Origin of the sequence: Citrobacter sp. C13 (assembly GCF_014596815.2) — a bacterium.
Taxonomy (GTDB): Bacteria; Pseudomonadota; Gammaproteobacteria; order Enterobacterales; family Enterobacteriaceae; genus Citrobacter; species Citrobacter portucalensis.
Window position 1 is genome coordinate 98,732 of the sequence record NZ_CP115025.1, and the last position, 17,469, is coordinate 116,200.

Sequence of the window (17,469 nt, forward strand, 5' to 3'; positions counted from 1 at the left end):
GCTGAATGTGTCAATAAATATAAATTAATACCCTACTCTGACGTTGTTTGTGCTCAACATCTGACATCAGGTTAGGGTTAGTCTTAACTGACACCACCTCCCAGGGCCTGATATAAAGCAACACTATCGACTAGGCGTTGTGCCTGGACCGCAACCATATTGATCCGGATTGACTGTGCCTGTTGCTGCGCGATGAGCAGTTGCAGGTAGCTGGCCGCGCCCAGCCGGTATTGCCGCTCGACCGACTGCAAGGAGGCCTGTGCAGCCATATCAGCGGCAGCGAGGGCAGTCAAAGTTTGTGCATCGCTTTCCACCGCGCGCAGGGTGTCGGCGACGTTACGCAAAGACTCCAATACGACGCTCTGGTAATTGGCTACGGCGGCATCAAAAGCGGCGAGCGCCGCTCTTTTTTCAGCGGGTAGCCCTGGATTAAAAAGAGGCTGGGTGAGCTGCGCAACCAGGCCCCACACTGCCGAGCCACCACCGAACAGGGCACCGGTGGTCAGCGCCTGAGAACCAAGGTTGGCGCTCAGGTTGATCTGTGGGTAGAGCTTGGCGACAGCCACACCATAGTCTGCATTGGCCGCATGCAACAGCGCCTCTGACGCCTGGATATCCGGTCGGCGGCGCACCAGTTCTGAGGGCACGACGAGCGGCATCTCGACGGGTAGAGTGAAATCGGCCAGAGTGAAGGCCGGGATGCCACCCGTGCCTGGGGCACGACCGGCTAGCACCGCCAGTAGATGTTCGGTTTGTTGCAGTTGTTTACGCAGCGCAGGCAGTTCTGCCCGCGTTTGCTCCGCCTGAGCTTGTAGGCTCAACGCTTCATCAGGTGAGGCCTGACCGATACGCACGCGTTCATGGGCCAGGCGCAGTTGCTCATCCTGCACGCGCAAAATGGCAGTAGTGGCTTCTAGTTGCGCGGCGAGGCGTGCTCGGGTAATGGCAGCGGTTGCCATGTTGCCGGCAAGGGCCAGGCGCGCAGCATTCAGTTCGAAGCGACGGTAGTCGGCGCGAGCAGCCAAGGCTTCGAGTGCGCGCCGGTTGCCGCCAGCCAGATCGAGGTTGTAATGCACGCCAACGCTGGCGTTGTAGAGGCTGAATTGACGTGCGTCTCCGCTCAACCCTTGGCTACTGGGACTCATTTGCTGGCGCTGAGATCCCAGTGCGACATCTACCTGTGGATATTGCGTCGAGCCCGCCTGTGCGGCAAGAAGCTCCTGCGCCTGTCGCAAATTGGCGCTGATGCTCGCCAGCGTCGGGCTGACATGGAAAGCTTCGTTTATCAGTCCGTCGAGTGCGGATGAACCCAAGCTTTGCCACCATTGCGTTTCGATCGGAAGCCCTTCGACTAGACGTTGTGTTTCGCCGAACTGCGTGGGAGCGGACACGGTTCTATCAGCTACCGGTGTTGCAGTGTAGCGAGCCACATCGGGTGCGGTGGGACGCTGAAAATCAGGGCCGGCGGCGCAGCCGGCCAGACCGGCGGTGACCAGACCAGCTACCAGGTAAGTTGCCGCAAGCCGTCTTTCGAGGCTGATGGGGCGCTGGCATGTTTTAGCGTGCTCCATAAAAATGCTCCACGAAAGGTTTACGGAAAGCTTGGTGGCAGCCCAAGCAGCTTTCCTGCACGTGGGCGAATGATTGGGTCACCGCCTTGCCGTCGCTGCTCGCAGCAGCCAGCTTCATGGCCAGCGCCGCCTCGTGAGTCTGCGCGTCAAAGTTTCTGAACTTGGTCGCATCAGCGCCGAGGTAAGCAAGGATGCGCATTTTTTCAGTAAGCGGTGGCTCGGGGTGTGCAGCAACTTTTGGGGCGAGCTGAACGACCTGAACCCATTCCTCCTGCGAAATCGCACCGGTAATAGCCTGCATGTTGCGCCCGAGTTCCTGCATGATCTTGCGTAGCGCCAGTGGCTCAACCTGGGTAGCGTCACCAGCCCAAGCTGGCAACTGAAAACCCCATAAAAGCAGGCAGGCCGTAACGGTCAGGGTGATAGTTCCAAATGCGTGGCTGTGTTTGCGGTGGGTCATGAAATTCTCCTGTAATTCAATCGTTCTCTCATTCGAACTCCCGCCCTTCGCCAGCTTCCTCATGGGTCACGCCGTCGCGGATGTGGTAGATGCGCTTGAATGTGGGGATGATCTTTTCGTCATGGGTGACGACGATGATGGCGGTCTCGAACTTCCGGGCCATGTCGTTGAGGATGCGGATTACAGCCATGGCGCGCTCGGAATCCAGCGGCGCAGTGGGTTCATCGGCCAGGATCACCGGCGGACGATTGACCAGTCCGCGCGCGATGGCGACCCGTTGCTGCTCGCCACCGGAGAGTTGCGAGGGCATTGCGCGAGCTCGGTGTTGCACATCAAGCGCTGTGAGCAATTCCAGTGCCTTCGCGCGCGACTCTCCATTCGCGACGCCTGCAAGCATCGGCAGCAGCGCCACGTTGTCGGTGACATCGAGAAACGGAATCAGGTACGGCGCCTGGAAAACGAAACCGATCTTGTCACGCCGTAAGGCGCGCAGGTCGCGGACTTTCCAGCCATCGGCGTAGATCACTTCATCGCCCAGCGTCATGCGACCGGCGGTCGGTTCGATCACCGCACCCAGACACTTGAGCAGCGTGCTCTTGCCGGACCCGGAAGGGCCGATCAGTCCCACCACTTCACCAGGCGCAACATGCATATTCACGTCTCTCAAGGCAAAGACAGCGGTGTCACCATCGCCATACCGCTTGCTTAAACTTTCGATGTGTATCCCTTTGCCACTCATCTCAACCTCCAATGGCTTCGGCCGGATCGACCTTGAGTGCTATGCGAATGGCGACGAGGCTAGCTAGAACGCAGATCACGAGCACGGCAAAAAAACCGGCGACAGAATCCATTGGCGTGAGCAGGACATATTTTGGAAAAGCCGGTGCTGAAAAGGTGGCTGTGATCTTGCCGACCACGAAGCCAATCACGCCCAGGGCGAGCGCCTGCTGCATGATCATCGCGGCGATGGTTCGGTTGCGTGTGCCGATGAGCTTCAACACCGCGATCTCACGGATTTTGTCCATCGTCAGCGAATAGATGATGAAGGCAACGATGGCCGCGCTAACGATGGCCAGAATCACAAGGAACATGCCGATCTGCTTGGCCGAGGTGGCGATCAGCTTGCCGACGAGGATGTCTTCCATCTGTGCCCGGGTGTAGACCGTCAAACGCTTCCAGCGCTGGATGGATTCGGCAACCTCGTCCGGCGCATGACCAGGTTTCAGAGTGACCAGCACGGCATTGACGAACGCGTTGCTGCTCTGTGAAGCAATCACGGCATCCAGCAAACCTGGATCACCGGGTCGATTGAAGACCGGGTTGGCTTCGGTGCGACGCCGGCTTTGCCAGATGGCATCGTTGTCCTTGAGGAACTGGGCCTCCTGGGCATCTTTGAGCGGAATGAATACCATCGGGTCGCCGCTGGACGACACCATACGCCGTGTCAGCCCCACGACGGTGTAATGATTGCGGCGAATGGTAAGACGATCTCCCAGTTTGAAGCCGGTGGCGATGTCGGCCACAGCCTCGTAGTGACCGCGCGTGATCTGGCGTCCAGCGACGAGATAAGGAGGCCATCCGGGTGTAGCCCCCAACGCACCGGGCGCGATGCCGACCACCATGGTGCGTACATCACTCTCGCCCTTGCGTACCTGCATGGTCAGGTAGGTCGCGTTCGCTGCCTGTGAGACTCCCGGCATGGCGAGAATGGCGCGATACACGTCATCGTTGAGGCTGGACGACTCCGCATAAGGACCCAGAGTATCCTTTTGCACCACCCAAAGGTCAGCGCCACTGTTGTCGAGCAACGCCTTGCCGTCGTCCACCATGCCTCGGTACACCCCAGCCATGACTAGGGTGACGCCGATCAGCAGACCCAGACCGATGCCGGTGAAGACGAATTTCCCCCAGGCATGGAGAATGTCGCGGCCGGCCAGGCTGATCATCGTGAAACTCCCGGGATATGCTCGACCACATGGATGCGGCTGCGCGCCGTCAGTGCCTTTTCGCTATAGGTCACAACCTGGTCCCCATTCTTGAGCCCTTCGCGCACCTGCACGTAACCATTGAGGTCGGAAGTGCCGAGCTTGACCGGGGAGAAATGCAGATCACCATCCACGATTTGCCAGACACCAACTTTATCGCCTTCACGCTGGACGGCAGCGTTGGGGATCAGTGGAGCGGCCGGGAGCGCCGGCAAGTCAACCGTGACTTCGGCCAGTTCACCCACTGGTGGCAAAGGTTCTGGTTTGTTATCGAATGTCACCTTGGCAAGCGTTTCCTCGGTTACCGCGTCGGCCTTGGGTTCCACCCGCAGCACGCGACCTTTCAAGGTCTGGCCACCACGCGAACGCAGGACGATATGAGCCGGCAGCCCCCCAGCCAGCCCCGATGCGCTGATCTGGTCGAAGCGCACATTGATCCACAAACTCTTGGGGTCGATCACTTCCACCACGGCCTGGCCCGCGACGATGGTCGTGCCGGGATCGGCATCGCGCACGGCGACTACACCGTCGACCGGCGCGATCAGGCGCAGATTGCTCCGCTGCGCGACGAGTGCTTCGCGGTCGGAGCGTGCCCGGGCAATATCTTCCCGAGCGGCGGATAGGGCGGCATCGGCGATCTGCAGTTCCTGCCGCTTGGTGGTGACGATTTCCTCGCTGGTCGAGCGCACCGCAAACAATTGCTCATAGCGGCGCGCCTGGGTTTGCGCGTAGGCTTGCCGGGCTTCTGCCTCGCGCAAAGCCGCTTCCGCCCGCTTGAATACAGACTCCTGTGAGCGCACCCGATCATCAAGGTCGACCGGCTCCATCTCGCCGAGCACCTGTCCGGCCTTGACCTGGTCGCCTACATGCACCTCCAGGCGTTTGACGCGCCCGGCAAACGTCGGCCCGATCTTGTAGGTGTAGCGCGCCTCCACCGTGCCGATGCCGAACAGCGCCGGTGTGATAGCCCGTGATTCCACGCTTGCCACCGTCACAGCGACCGGGGCGAGCGGCCCTGATCGCAGACCGACATAAATAAAAAGCACCAGCAAAGGAATGATGACGGCAAGCAGTGCCAGGGTGCGGCCTTGCAAGGGTAACTTTTTCATTGCGCACTCCTTATGCCACGCCGATAAATTGCAAAGACGCGCGGCGCATCGCGGTGCATACGTCCCACATCACCCGCCAACAGCGATTGCATGACCAAGCCCTGGATCGTGCCAATGAACAGCGTTGCCGCCGCCTCGTTGTCAAGCGAGGGAGACAACTCGCCGCTGGCCTTGCCTTTCTCGATGAGACGATGCAAACGTTCGCTGTAGCGCTGAATCAAGGTTTGCACCATGCGCTTGGCCGGTGTCGATTCGGCACGCTGAAGCTCACCAAACATCATTCTTGGCACGCCTGGGTGCTCAGCTACGAATTCGATATGACTCATGAACATCGCCTCCATGGCTGCCAAGGGCGACTCGATTCCTTGTGCGGATCGATCGATTCTGGCTAATAGGCGCTCTGCTACCCACTCCATGACCGCCTGCCAAATGGCTTCCTTGTTCGGGAAGTGCCGAAACAGCGCACCCTGGGTCAAGTTCATGTGTTTAGCGATAGCCGCAGTGGTTATCTCGCTTGGGTTTTGTGAACCGGCAAGCGCCACGACGGACTCGACAGTTACGGCACGACGTTCATCGGCCGGCAGATGCTTTGGATGGGTGTCCACGAGCACTCCTTGTAAGATAGTAATTGATTACTACCTTACCACAAGAGGCAACTCAAACAAGAGAAAACCCGACGTACTCGTCAATATCTAGAGTCTGCAATGGGCTTAACGTGCTTTATTTAATGAGATGGTCACTCCCTCCTTCCCAGTACTATGCTGAGGACAGGCTTTCATTCGGAGAACCATCATGGAAAACATTGCGCTTATTGGTATCGATCTGGGTAAGAACTCTTTCCATATTCATTGTCAGGATCATCGTGGGAAGGCCGTTTACCGTAAAAAATTCACCCGACCAAAGCTAATCGAATTTCTGGCGACATGCCCGGCAACAACCATCGCGATGGAAGCCTGTGGCGGTTCTCACTTTATGGCACGCAAGCTGGCAGAGTTAGGGCATTTTCCAAAGCTGATATCACCGCAATTTGTCCGCCCATTCGTTAAAAGCAACAAAAATGACTTCGTTGATGCTGAAGCTATCTGTGAAGCAGCATCACGTCCATCTATGCGTTTCGTGCAGCCCAGAACCGAATCTCAGCAGGCAATGCGAGCTCTGCATCGTGTCCGTGAATCCCTGGTTCAGGATAAGGTGAAAACAACTAATCAGATGCATGCTTTTCTGCTGGAATTTGGTATCAGCGTTCCGCGAGGTGCTGCCGTTATTAGTCGACTGAGTACCCTTCTTGAGGACAGTAGTTTGCCTCTTTATCTCAGCCAGTTACTGCTGAAATTACAACAGCATTATCACTATCTTGTTGAGCAGATTAAAGATCTGGAATCTCAGTTGAAACGAAAGTTGGACGAAGATGAGGTTGGACAGCGCTTGCTGAGTATTCCCTGCGTTGGAACGCTGACTGCCAGTACTATTTCAACTGAGATTGGCGACGGGAAGCAGTACGCCAGCAGCCGTGACTTTGCGGCGGCAACAGGGCTGGTACCCCGACAGTACAGCACGGGAGGTCGGACGACATTGTTAGGGATTAGCAAGCGGGGCAACAAAAAGATCCGAACTTTGTTGGTTCAGTGTGCCAGGGTATTCATACAAAAACTGGAACACCAGTCTGGCAAGTTGGCCGACTGGGTCAGGGAGTTGTTGTGTCGGAAAAGCAACTTTGTCGTCACCTGTGCTCTGGCAAACAAGCTGGCCAGAATAGCCTGGGCACTGACGGCGCGACAGCAAACTTACGAAGCATAAAGGCAGAAATACACCAGTTTAAACAATCATTCATCTGGTTTTGCGAATACTGATATTGATGATACTAACGGCCCACCGGCCTGTTGAGGAACCTGTAAAACGGAAAGGCTCATTGAAGCCGTATATTTTCTGGAGGTTCATCAGGCGCGGAACTCATCGAGGCGCGGGAATAAAATCCCATTCAGACGCCGGATAGATTCAAGCAAGCCAACTTGTCGTCAAAATCGGTGTTGCAAAAACGGGAGTGACCATAGATTCCGTTTTCTGAGACGACCCCCTTATGGCAGCACTTTAAATTGAGTCTCATACAGTATCTGTTTTCTTTCTCTTCATCTCTCATGACCTGCTGCCCACTTACAGACTCCAGGGTAAAGCAAAAAATTCTCCACCGGTGAGCAGAGTATATTGCATATGCCAGTTTATGAGTGTATATATAGCATATGCCAATAAGGAGCCTTCATGCCAAGACCCAGAATTCCCCGTAACATCTGTGGCCGCCCTGCGGATACCTGTTTTAAGCCCAATGCGCGACCGATGAGCCAGCTTGAACATGTTCATTTAAAAGAAGATGAGTTTGAAGCGTTACGGCTGGTCGATTTACTGGGCATGCAACAGCAGGAAGCGGCTGTTGCAATGGGGGTTTCAAGGCAGACACTGGCCAATGTCCTGAAAGCAGCCCGTTTTAAGGTTGTGGACTGTCTCACTCAGGGCAAGGCCTTAATAATGCACTCTGAAAGGGAAGGAGTTACACAAGATGATCACAGCCATTCCAGTGAATGACGACCGGGTAGCAAATCATTTTACCAAAGCGAGTCACCTTGTCCTGGTGGATGAGCGCGGTGTGGAGCTCAGCCGGACAGAAAATCCCGCGCTGGGCGCAGATTGTTCAGGTAAACGGAAGCTGGTTGACCTGCTGGTTCAACAGCAAGTCAGCCGCGTTGTGGTCCGTAACATCGGGGAACGGATGCTGGGTAAATTACTGGGGCATCAGATCGCGGTGTACCAGACTGACTGTGGTCGTCGTTTGTTCACTGAACTGTGTGATCCGGATACCCGTGTTCTGACTGAACTGAATAAGCCGGAGCAGGGACGCCAGTCCTTTCATCATGAGGCGAAAGGGAAAAAATGCTGTCACTCTGACGGGAACACAGCAGAAAATGCGTGCCAGGGTGGGCGTCAGCATCATCACGGAAACGGGCGCTGTTGCCATTCATGAGTTTATTTCATCACGGGCGGTGATTTTTATCAGACCCGTATTGTGTATAAACCAGGAGCCGGAATGTGTGGAGGAGGCAGTAATGATGCCGGGGGAGCCCCTCAGCTGACTGAATTCCGGATGCCTCCCGTCAGTACAACCGGACGCTGAGCAGAAACAGATGAATTGTTATCTTGATGCCAGAAAGGCCCATACCTGTTGTATGGTCTGTAGTTCCCGCGACAACAACCCTGATACGGTGAACTTAATGTTTTCAGAGCACCCGGATGGCTCTGTATGTGCGGACTACACGGCCAATCACAGGCATCAGGGGTATACGGGTCTTTTACATGGCGGAATGACGAGTACCCTGCTGGATGCAGCAATGACTCATTGTTTGTTCATGCAGGGTGTGCAAGCCCTGACGGCTGAACTGACGGTAAGATTCATTTCACCCGTTTGTACCGGAGACAAACTGATGGTATGTGCCAGACTGCTTGGGCAACGCAGGGGGATTTACCTGCTTGAAGCATGGCTGACAAAAGGACAGCAGACAGTGGCACGTGCCACGGCGAAATTCATTGTTCCGTCGCAGGATATTGCTCTGGCGCATCGCTAGTGTGACAGACGACAGGTGTACCTGGTTATTATAAAAATTTGAGGCGTGTTTTGCTCAGACCGGAAAGAATAATCGCATATCGTATATTCCACTGAAACCGTGTAAGAGGTAGTTATGAGTAAACAAATCATTGATATTGGTATTGCTGAATCATCCCGGGTGGAGATTGCAGACGGCCTGTCCCGGCTTCTTGCTGACACCTATACCCTGTATATAAAAACACATTACTATCACTGGAATGTAACTGGCCCCATGTTTAACAGCTTACATTTAATGTTTGAAAATCAATACAATGAGCTGGCCACTGCCGTTGATGATATCGCTGAACGTATACGCTCGCTCGGATGCTTCGCGCCCGGCACATATCATGAATTTTCACGTTTAACAGCGGTTAATGAAGATAAGGATATTCCGGCAGCAAAAAACATGATTGAAAATCTTGTCCAGGGCCAGGAGACCGTGGTTAAAACTGCACGCTCCCTGTTCCCGCTCGTTAATAATGCGAATGATGAAGCCACAGCAGATCTGCTTACACAACGTATCCAGTTACATGAGAAAACTGCCTGGATGTTGCGTAGCCTGCTTGAATAATGTCACCCCGTGGCAGCAGAAAAAACGGTTTGTCAGCCACAGGCTATTACTGACAGTGCAGAATCATCCGTGTTCCTGTGGCTGTTTTTTCTGACCGTCACAGTATTAAACACCATTGAATCAGTGGGTTAATCAGTGAATGCGTGAACGAGAAATACAGTCCGTGACGGGCATCATCGGCTGGTATATCCGGACCACTGTTGTTTTCCCGTTAAGGTATCGCAGGTTCCGGTCTGGCATTTCACAGCCTGAACAGGGTTAATGATGCATGGATAAAACGGTTTACGGGGAAAGCAGGATCATATTATTCGTTGTTATGGCTTCCTTTACCGGTGCCTGCCTGCGGGCAGTAGAGATCATATAAGGTATTTAACAACGTCATGATACGGTTATCCTCAATACGGTAATATACCATTTTACCTGCCCGTCGGGTCTCGACCAGCTTCAGGCGGCGCATTACACCCAGCTGCTGGGACAGGGTCGGCTGAGTGATACCGACCGCCGCTTCCAGCCCGGCCACATTCGCTTCCCCCAGGCTTAACTGACACATCAACAGCAACCGGTCGCTGTTGGCCAGTCCCCGTAAGACATCTGCTGCCCTCAGGGCCGCATTCTTCATATCTGTCTGACGTTTTGTGTCTTCATTCATGAGCATTGCTGATTTCTCATACTATGTGTTTTTATATAATATAATTTAGTATACTAACGGTATCGTAATTTTGCCATCGTGTTCGTCAGGTCTGCAGCGTCCTGCCGGCCCGGGGAAACGATTATATCTGGCAGGCATTTTTGCCCCGGGTGAACAGAGAGGATGTAATGAAAATAGTGATTGTTGGTGGTGTTGCCGGCGGGGCATCCGCTGCAGCCAGAGCTCGTCGGTTATCAGAGGATGTCAGTATTGTTGTGTTTGAACGGGGAAGCGATGTCTCTTTCGCCAACTGTGGATTACCTTATCATATAGGCGGAAAAATTCCTTTAAGGCAGTCACTGATTCTGAAAACCCCGGAGGATTTTAAATCCCGCTTTAACATAGACGTCCGTATCTGTCATGAAGTGACGTCAGTGGATCCGGTTAATAAAACGGTGACGGTTAAAAATCTGACCTCAGGGGAGGTCTATAGCGAAGAATGGGATCGTCTGCTCCTCAGTACCGGCGCCGCTCCGGTTGTCCCTCCTTTGCCCGGGCTACAGGAAGAGGGTGTCTTTACGCTGCGAAATCTTACTGACATGGATGCTATCCTGGGGTGGATTGAGCAACATCACGTAGCTCACACCACGCTTGTCGGGGGGGGATTTATCGGACTTGAAGTGATGGAGGCTCTGAGCGAACGGGGGATCAGTGTGACCCTGCTGGAGATGGGGGAACAGGTTATGGCTCCGGTTGATCCTGAAATGGCATCTGCCCTGCATCAGGAAATCCGGAGTCATGGCGTGGATCTGCGTCTCAGAACGGCGCTCACCGAGGTACTGCGGACAGAGACGGGATTCCGCGTTGCACTGTCTGAGGGTGGGTTTCTGCAGACCGACATGGTTATTCTCGCCATCGGGGTAAAACCTGAGAACAGCCTTGCCACAGGAGCCGGGCTCGCAGTGGGTAAACGGGGAGGCATAAGCGTCAATGCCTGTATGCAGACCAGTATCCCTGACATCTACGCCGTGGGGGATGCCGTTGAAACTCCAGACTTTGTCTTTCAGGAACCCGCTAATTTTCCTCTGGCAGGGCCCGCCAACCGCCAGGGACGCATTGCTGCTGATAACATGCTAGATCGTCACAGCCTTTACCATGGCAGTCAGGGGACATCCATTTGTAAGGTATTTTCGCTGAGTATTGGCAGCGTCGGTGCGAATGAAAAGCAGCTGAAAGTTCATGGCACCCGATACGAGAAGGTTTACGTCCATGCCGCTGATCATGCCGGTTACTACCCGGGGGCAACGATGATCAGTCTGAAACTGCTGTTCAGCCCCGATACCGGTAAAATTCTCGGGGCTCAGGCATCAGGGAAAAAAGGGGTTGATAAACGCATCGATGTCCTGTCTGTCGCACAGCGCGCGGGGCTTACCGTCAACGATCTCGAACATCTTGAGCTGACTTATGCTCCACCTTTTAACAGTGCAAGGGACGTCGTTAACCAGGCTGGTATGGTGGCGACAAATGTAATGAAAGGAGATACGGTCATATGTCATGTCAGCGATGTGTTACAACGGGAACCGGGCAGTTATTGTTTACTTGATATTCGCTCTCCTGCCGAACTGAAACAATTTGGCGAATATCCTGACGCGCTATCCATTCCACTGGATTCCCTGCGGGAGAATCTTGAAAAAGTGCCTAAAGATAAAGAGATTTTTATAGGGTGCCAGAGTGGCCTGCGCGGGCATGTGGCATACCGTATTCTTCAGGCCCACGGCTTCAGGACATATAATCTGAGTGGTGGCTTTATAACCTGGCAGGCGGTAACGGAGTCAATAAGTAAATAAGAGATGAGGTGCCATACACATGGCACCCTGAATCGCCACAGGTTTAACAGTGAAGTGGTCTGCTGAATTTGTTCACCTGAACAGAGGTGTGGACTGACCCCGCACCGTTATAAGGACAGTTATGAAAAAAATAACTTTTCAGATCAGGCATATAATGTCAGATTCATGGTCACTATAGGAATGGCAAGGACTGGATTTTCATTTTGCAGCCATCAGGCTGCTTAGTTCAGAGATAGGTCTGTGTAATGCGTAACTTCGTGACTCGATTGAGAGTATGGTTTCCGCCCCCACTCATCTTATTGCTGTTTTTCGTCACTGATGTGTTGACTGCAATCCCGCGTTTTACCTTCGACATCGTGAATATAGTGCTAAGCGTGTTGCTGACCGGTGTTTGTATTACCATGATACTGCACACCGCTTGGCAGATGAGCACGAACGGCACGACGCTTAATCCGCTTCATCCGGATAGAACCACCAAGCTGGTAACTGTCGGTTGTTACGCATGGAGTCGAAACCCTATTTACCTTGGAATGAGCGGGCTCCAGTTATCCGTTGCTCTCTGCTTTGGCAGCCTGGTGGGGATACTTGCTGTACCGTTGTTTATGTTTGTAGTAGCCAGATTACATATCCATGTTGAAGAGGTACAGCTTCGAAAACGTTTCGGGTTGGAATGGGAACGCTATACCCAACGGGTTCGTCGCTGGTTATAGCAACCCCGTGGTGTTGCAGGAGACAAATAACGTCGAAATCATAAAGAAAAGAATTCATCATCCTTGAGCTTTTATATCGTAATCGTAAACCAGGTGCCGTATGTAGCCATTGAGCCAGTGCTGGTACCTTAGGGAAGGTGCGAATAAGCAGGTCATTTCTTCCCAAGCTGACTCGCTGATTAAAATTTCGCGGATCTGGGCCGATTTTTTTCCCGCAAACACATCGAATCAGCCTATTTAGGCTATTTTTTCCACCATTTCTGGCGTTATTTCCGGTTTTTACTGAGATCTCTCCCACTGACGTATCATTTGGTCCACCCGAAACAGGTTGGCCAGGGTGAATAACATCGCCAGTTGGTTATCGTTTTTCAGCAGCCCCTTGTATCTGGCTTTCACGAAGCCGAACTGCCGCTTGATGATGCGAAACGGGTGCTCCACCCTGGCACGGATGCTGGCTTTCATGTATTCGATGTTGATGGCCGTTTTGTTCTTGCGCGGATGCTGCTTCAAGGTTTTTACCTTGCCGGGACGCTCGGCGATCAGCCAGTCCACATCCACCTCGGCCAGCTCCTCGCGCTGTGGCGCTCCTTGGTAGCCGGCATCGGCTGAGACAAATTGCTCCTCTCCATGAAGCAGATTACCCGGCTGATTGAGGTCATGCTCGTTGGCCGCGGTGGTGACCAGGCTGTGGGTCAGGCCACTCTTGGCATCGACACCAATGTGGGCCTTCATGCCAAAGTGCCACTGATTGCCTTTCTTGGTCTGATGCATCTCCGGATCGCGTTGCTGCTCTTTGTTCTTGGTCGAGCTGGGTGCCTCAATGATGGTGGCATCGACCAAGGTGCCTCGAGTCATCATGACGCCTGCTTCGGCCAGCCAGCGATTGATGGTCTTGAACAATTGGCGGGCCAGTTGATGCTGCTCCAGCAGGTGGCGGAAATTCATGATGGTGGTGCGGTCCGGCAAGGCGCTATCCAGGGATAACCGGGCAAACAGGCGCATGGAGGCGATTTCGTACAGAGCATCTTCCATCGCGCCATCGCTCAGGTTGTACCAATGCTGCATGCAGTGAATGCGTAGCATGGTTTCCAGCGGATAAGGTCGCCGGCCATTACCAGCCTTGGGTTAAAACGGCTCGATGACTTCCACCATGTTTTGCCATGGCAGAATCTGCTCCATGCGGGACAAGAAAATCTCTTTTCTGGTCTGACGGCGCTTACTGCTGAATTCACTGTCGGCGAAGGTAAGTTGATGACTCATGATGAACCCTGTTCCATGGCTCCAGATGACAAACATGATCTCATATCAGGGACTTGTTCGCACCTTCCCTAACCGAGAAGATCTAAAAATTGGTGCTATAGTACCGACAAATCGGTAATGACTCCAACTTATTGATAGTGTTTTATGTTCAGATAATGCCCGATGACTTTGTCATGCAGCTCCACCGATTTTGAGAACGACAGCGACTTCCGTCCCAGCCGTGCCAGGTGCTGCCTCAGATTCAGGTTATGCCGCTCAATTCGCTGCGTATATCGCTTGCTGATTACGTGCAGCTTTCCCTTCAGGCGGGATTCATACAGCGGCCAGCCATCCGTCATCCATATCACCACGTCAAAGGGTGACAGCAGGCTCATAAGACGCCCCAGCGTCGCCATCGTGCGTTCACCGAATACGTGCGCAACAACCGTCTTCCGGAGCCTGTCATACGCGTAAAACAGCCAGCGCTGGCGCGATTTAGCCCCGACGTATCCCCACTGTTCGTCCATTTCCGCGCAGACGATGACGTCACTGCCCGGCTGTATGCGCGAGGTTACCGACTGCGGCCTGAGTTTTTTAAGTGACGTAAAATCGTGTTGAGGCCAACGCCCATAATGCGGGCGGTTGCCCGGCATCCAACGCCATTCATGGCCATATCAATGATTTTCTGGTGCGTACCGGGTTGAGAAGCGGTGTAAGTGAACTGCAGTTGCCATGTTTTACGGCAGTGAGAGCAGAGATAGCGCTGATGTCCGGCGGTGCTTTTGCCGTTACGCACCACCCCGTCAGTAGCTGAACAGGAGGGACAGCTGATAGAAACAGAAGCCACTGGAGCACCTCAAAAACACCATCATACACTAAATCAGTAAGTTGGCAGCATCACCAAAAAAGGTGAACGGATACTGAAAAGTGCACCATCATAGTTGGTAGGCTCAGCGAGACCAACGCGTGCACTGGTACAAAAAAGCGTTTTAAATGACGAATAGCCGATTACCGGACAGGTCGTCTGAATGGCATGAGTAGACAGAACGCTGTCCATTTCTTCTGTAGGGCTGTAACGAACAACCCGGCTACCGCCCCATTCTGCGTTCCACAGATAGCCCTGCGCATCAATGCAGGATCCATCAGGCGCGCCGCCACCTTCTACTTCAGCAAAAATTCTCTGATTGCTGAGCGAAGGGTAATCACAACAAAAAATATGTCCCTGCATGGAGTCGCTGTAATACATGGTGCAGCCATCCGGGCTGAAGCAGATGCTGTTAGGTATGGCTACCGCAGGCAGGCTCAGCGTCTCTGTTTCCAGAGTGGCTGCGTTCAGCCTGTGAAATTTGCCAATAGCCTGTAGGGGATTGCCGTCGTGCATCGAGCTGAATACAAAATTTCCCGCACGATCGCAGCGCCCGTCGTTGATACGTGTACCCTAGGCACCAGGTGCAGCAGCAATCAGGGTAAAAACATCGTTCTGCAGATCGTAATAGCCGAGGCGGGATTCAAAACCCATCAGTAGTACGCTTTCTTCATCAGTCAGCGCAAATGATCCCAGGCGTTCCGGTAAGGACCAGCGGCTGATTTCTTCACTATCTTCCTGCATGGCGAGTAATTCACGGCCCTCAATATCTGTCCAGTACAGGCGGCGCGTTCTTTCGTACCATAGAGGGCATTCTCCCAGTTCATTGCTGACATGAGCTGCGATCGTAAGCATTTTGTTACCTCCGTGAGGCAGGATTCCTGCCTTAATGGATTAATTCTGACGCCACCGGCGTATGATTTTTCTCTATCAGTTCACGAAACGGTGTGACAGGCGATCGCCGAAGAGCATGATTGCAAGACCGGCCAGCATGACCAGCATCCCAGCCAGTTTGAGCAACGAGACCGGTCGTCTTATGGCACCCAGAAGGCCAAAATGGTCAATCATCTGAGATGAAAGTAACTGTCCGACAATGGCCAGGCCGAGCAGGGCTGAAAACCCAATTTTGGGCGCGAGCACAACCTAGCTGAAAAGAGCGCAGGCCCCGATCAGGCCTCCCGCCAGACTCCACAGCGGTTGAGAAGGAATTGCCACAAGCGAGGTGAACAATCCTCCACGCAGCAATACGTAAACGCCAAGGCTGAATGCGCCGACCGTAAACGAAAATAATGCAGCGGTAACGGGATCCCCCCCAGCCCCCTGGCCAGCTGGCTGTTCAGGGTCGTCTGCAGGGTGATACCAAGACCTGCGGCAAAAGCGATGACGTAATAAATCATGCCCATACTTTTCATACCTGTCAGTGAGTCTGTTCCGGCGGCAGGAAGGTCTCTGCAAAAATGTCTGGCTCATACCCGGCAGCGGCGAACAGATGCGCCCGGGATTCATCAATTGCAGCGTGAAGACGCGCGCTGTCCACGCCCACGACTTTGCCATGCTGCTTGACGATGCGTCCGCCGATCATGACGGTATCAATGTTGCTTCGCTCCGTTGCATGCACCACGGTGCCAAACACATTTCCGTTCGGGTAGAGGTTGATATCGTCGGCGTTGATCAGGATAAGGTCTGCCTGTTTGCCGGGTGTCAGGCTGCCAATTTTGTCCTGCAGCCCTGCACAGGCTGCGCCATCGACAGTCGCGGATTTAAGGAGCTGCGCTGCCGGCAGCGTTTTCAGCGAGTGGGTTGACTCGCAGCAGTGCTGCTGGTGCATGCCCATTACCCTTTGCAGGTAAAAGGCCACACGCATTTCCATAAACATATCGGTACTGTAAGACGTTTCGTTATCAACACTCAGGCCCGGGTTAATACCATGACGCTGCGCGGCTTCAATGGCGAACATCCCGGTTTCAATGCCATAATGCGAATCGGAACGGGGGCAGACGTTTACCCGTACACCGGCTTTGCGCAGGATGTCCCATCCCTCATCAGGCAACGCCGTGCAGTGATTGAAAATATTGTCCGGCCCCAGCAGCCCCTGCTGATACAGTGATTCAAGTTCAGAGGCCATCTCGGCCCCGAAGAATTCAGTGACGATTGGTAGTCCCAGCCTCCGCGCCTCCGCCCACAGCTTTGGCTCCAGCTGGGCCATGATACCCAGAGAGACAAGCCCTTCAGGGTTGTTTTTGAAATACTTCTCCTGCAGGCGCTGCCAGTTGCCCGGCCAGTGCGCTTTGTCCCATTCGCCTGCAACGGGTGCCCCGGAGGCGTGAATAGCACGAATGCCCGAATCCAGCAGCGCCTCTACGGCGGCATCAGAGTGTGCAGCGGTGCGGCTGTTGTGCGAATTATCAATAACGGTGGTAATGCCCGCATCAATTGCGCCCAGGGCAGTAAGCAGGTTACCCACATAGATATCGGCAGGGCGATAATATTTGGCGAAAGAGAAATGCGTGGCGTTGCTGTAGTCATCCAGACAAGTAGCATTAGGGTTGATACGGCGCAGCTGGCCTTCCCATGCGTGACGATGTGAATCCACCATTCCCGGCATGGCAATCATGTTCTTGGCATCTATCACGTGGGCATCCTGCGCGTCCAGGTTCTGACCCACGGCTGTGATGGTTGCACCACGAATAAGGATGTCGCCGTGCTCAATGTTGCCCACGTTGTCATCCATGCTCAGGATCGTTGCACCCCGAATCAATGTTAACGGTGGTTTTGCAGTCTTGTTATTCACAATATTTCTGATGTAATCGTTCATCTGAACAGCCTCTTTCTTAGCAATCTGAGAAACAATAC

16 protein-coding genes and 3 pseudogenes are annotated in these 17,469 nt (G+C 53.7%); 7 read left to right on the forward strand and 12 right to left on the reverse strand.

The window, feature by feature from the left end:
• Positions 1-83: 83 nt before the first annotated feature.
• From IB222_RS23810 to IB222_RS23835, 6 genes are read right to left on the reverse strand one after another with little or no spacing between them, the layout of a single operon-like run.
• The gene (locus IB222_RS23810) at positions 84-1,571 is read right to left on the reverse strand and encodes an efflux transporter outer membrane subunit (protein ID WP_011784757.1); all 1,488 of its coding nucleotides are present in this window, start codon (positions 1,569-1,571) and stop codon (positions 84-86) included.
• Positions 1,558-2,031, reverse strand: coding sequence for a cytochrome c (locus IB222_RS23815; RefSeq protein WP_016236502.1), 474 nt, complete (start codon positions 2,029-2,031; stop codon positions 1,558-1,560). The genes IB222_RS23810 and IB222_RS23815 overlap by 14 nt, the downstream gene beginning before the upstream one ends.
• 28 nt (positions 2,032-2,059) lie before the next feature.
• Entirely contained in the window at positions 2,060-2,770 is a 711-nt protein-coding gene (locus tag IB222_RS23820) for an ABC transporter ATP-binding protein (protein ID WP_004393997.1), read from the reverse strand.
• A gap of 1 nt (position 2,771) precedes the next feature.
• Entirely contained in the window at positions 2,772-3,977 is a 1,206-nt protein-coding gene (locus IB222_RS23825) for an ABC transporter permease (RefSeq protein WP_000624215.1), read from the reverse strand.
• On the reverse strand, positions 3,974-5,125 hold the full coding sequence (locus IB222_RS23830) for an efflux RND transporter periplasmic adaptor subunit (protein WP_016236501.1): 1,152 nt from the start codon (positions 5,123-5,125) through the stop codon (positions 3,974-3,976). Before IB222_RS23830 ends, IB222_RS23825 begins: the two co-directional genes overlap by 4 nt.
• A complete protein-coding gene (locus tag IB222_RS23835) occupies positions 5,122-5,730 on the reverse strand; it encodes a TetR/AcrR family transcriptional regulator (protein ID WP_000379506.1) in 609 nt (202 codons plus the stop codon). Before IB222_RS23835 ends, IB222_RS23830 begins: the two co-directional genes overlap by 4 nt.
• Before the next feature lie 187 nt (positions 5,731-5,917).
• Here IB222_RS23835 and IB222_RS23840 point away from each other — a divergent pair, with 187 nt between their 5' ends.
• The 5 genes from IB222_RS23840 to IB222_RS23860 all read left to right on the forward strand — a co-directional run bounded on the left by IB222_RS23840 (position 5,918) and on the right by IB222_RS23860 (position 9,327).
• Complete coding sequence (locus tag IB222_RS23840) at positions 5,918-6,922, forward strand: IS110-like element IS5075 family transposase (protein ID WP_000427614.1); 1,005 nt, start codon at positions 5,918-5,920, stop codon at positions 6,920-6,922.
• A 459-nt stretch (positions 6,923-7,381) separates the two neighbouring features.
• Positions 7,382-7,702 carry a DUF134 domain-containing protein gene (locus tag IB222_RS23845; RefSeq protein ID WP_001137910.1) on the forward strand — a complete coding sequence of 107 codons (321 nt, stop codon included), beginning with the start codon at positions 7,382-7,384 and terminating at the stop codon, positions 7,700-7,702.
• Positions 7,677-8,138, forward strand: coding sequence for a NifB/NifX family molybdenum-iron cluster-binding protein (locus IB222_RS23850; protein ID WP_000626969.1), 462 nt, complete (start codon positions 7,677-7,679; stop codon positions 8,136-8,138). The genes IB222_RS23845 and IB222_RS23850 overlap by 26 nt, the downstream gene beginning before the upstream one ends.
• A 247-nt stretch (positions 8,139-8,385) precedes the next feature.
• Positions 8,386-8,736, forward strand: coding sequence for a PaaI family thioesterase (locus tag IB222_RS23855; protein WP_023135766.1), 351 nt, complete (start codon positions 8,386-8,388; stop codon positions 8,734-8,736).
• 114 nt (positions 8,737-8,850) lie between these two features.
• A complete protein-coding gene (locus tag IB222_RS23860; protein WP_000043177.1) occupies positions 8,851-9,327 on the forward strand; it encodes a Dps family protein in 477 nt (158 codons plus the stop codon).
• Between the two features lie 304 nt (positions 9,328-9,631).
• Here IB222_RS23860 and IB222_RS23865 read toward each other — a convergent pair whose 3' ends face one another.
• Complete coding sequence (locus IB222_RS23865) at positions 9,632-9,982, reverse strand: metalloregulator ArsR/SmtB family transcription factor (RefSeq protein WP_000928911.1); 351 nt, start codon at positions 9,980-9,982, stop codon at positions 9,632-9,634.
• A gap of 161 nt (positions 9,983-10,143) precedes the next feature.
• Here IB222_RS23865 and IB222_RS23870 point away from each other — a divergent pair, with 161 nt between their 5' ends.
• Both IB222_RS23870 and IB222_RS23875 read left to right on the forward strand, forming a co-directional pair.
• Complete coding sequence (locus IB222_RS23870) at positions 10,144-11,802, forward strand: FAD-dependent oxidoreductase (protein WP_000706606.1); 1,659 nt, start codon at positions 10,144-10,146, stop codon at positions 11,800-11,802.
• 245 nt (positions 11,803-12,047) lie between these two features.
• Positions 12,048-12,512, forward strand: a complete 465-nt coding sequence (locus IB222_RS23875; RefSeq protein WP_001243598.1) for an isoprenylcysteine carboxylmethyltransferase family protein — start codon at positions 12,048-12,050, stop codon at positions 12,510-12,512.
• Between the two features lie 279 nt (positions 12,513-12,791).
• Here the strand turns inward: IB222_RS23875 and IB222_RS23880 are convergent.
• The 5 genes and pseudogenes from IB222_RS23880 to IB222_RS23900 all read right to left on the reverse strand — a co-directional run bounded on the left by IB222_RS23880 (position 12,792) and on the right by IB222_RS23900 (position 17,431).
• Positions 12,792-13,772: pseudogene (locus tag IB222_RS23880) on the reverse strand (IS5-like element IS5 family transposase).
• Positions 13,773-13,900: 128 nt separating this feature from the next.
• A protein-coding gene (locus IB222_RS23885; protein ID WP_103215986.1) for an IS1-like element IS1A family transposase occupies positions 13,901-14,598 on the reverse strand; the annotation gives its coding sequence in 2 pieces (ribosomal slippage) (positions 13,901-14,349 and positions 14,349-14,598; 699 coding nt in all).
• A gap of 33 nt (positions 14,599-14,631) precedes the next feature.
• Positions 14,632-15,471 (reverse strand): annotated as a pseudogene (locus IB222_RS23890) (SMP-30/gluconolactonase/LRE family protein).
• Positions 15,472-15,546: 75 nt separating this feature from the next.
• Positions 15,547-16,019 (reverse strand): annotated as a pseudogene (locus tag IB222_RS23895) (DMT family transporter).
• Between the two features lie 14 nt (positions 16,020-16,033).
• Entirely contained in the window at positions 16,034-17,431 is a 1,398-nt protein-coding gene (locus IB222_RS23900) for an amidohydrolase family protein (protein WP_149385143.1), read from the reverse strand.
• Positions 17,432-17,469 lie beyond the last annotated feature (38 nt).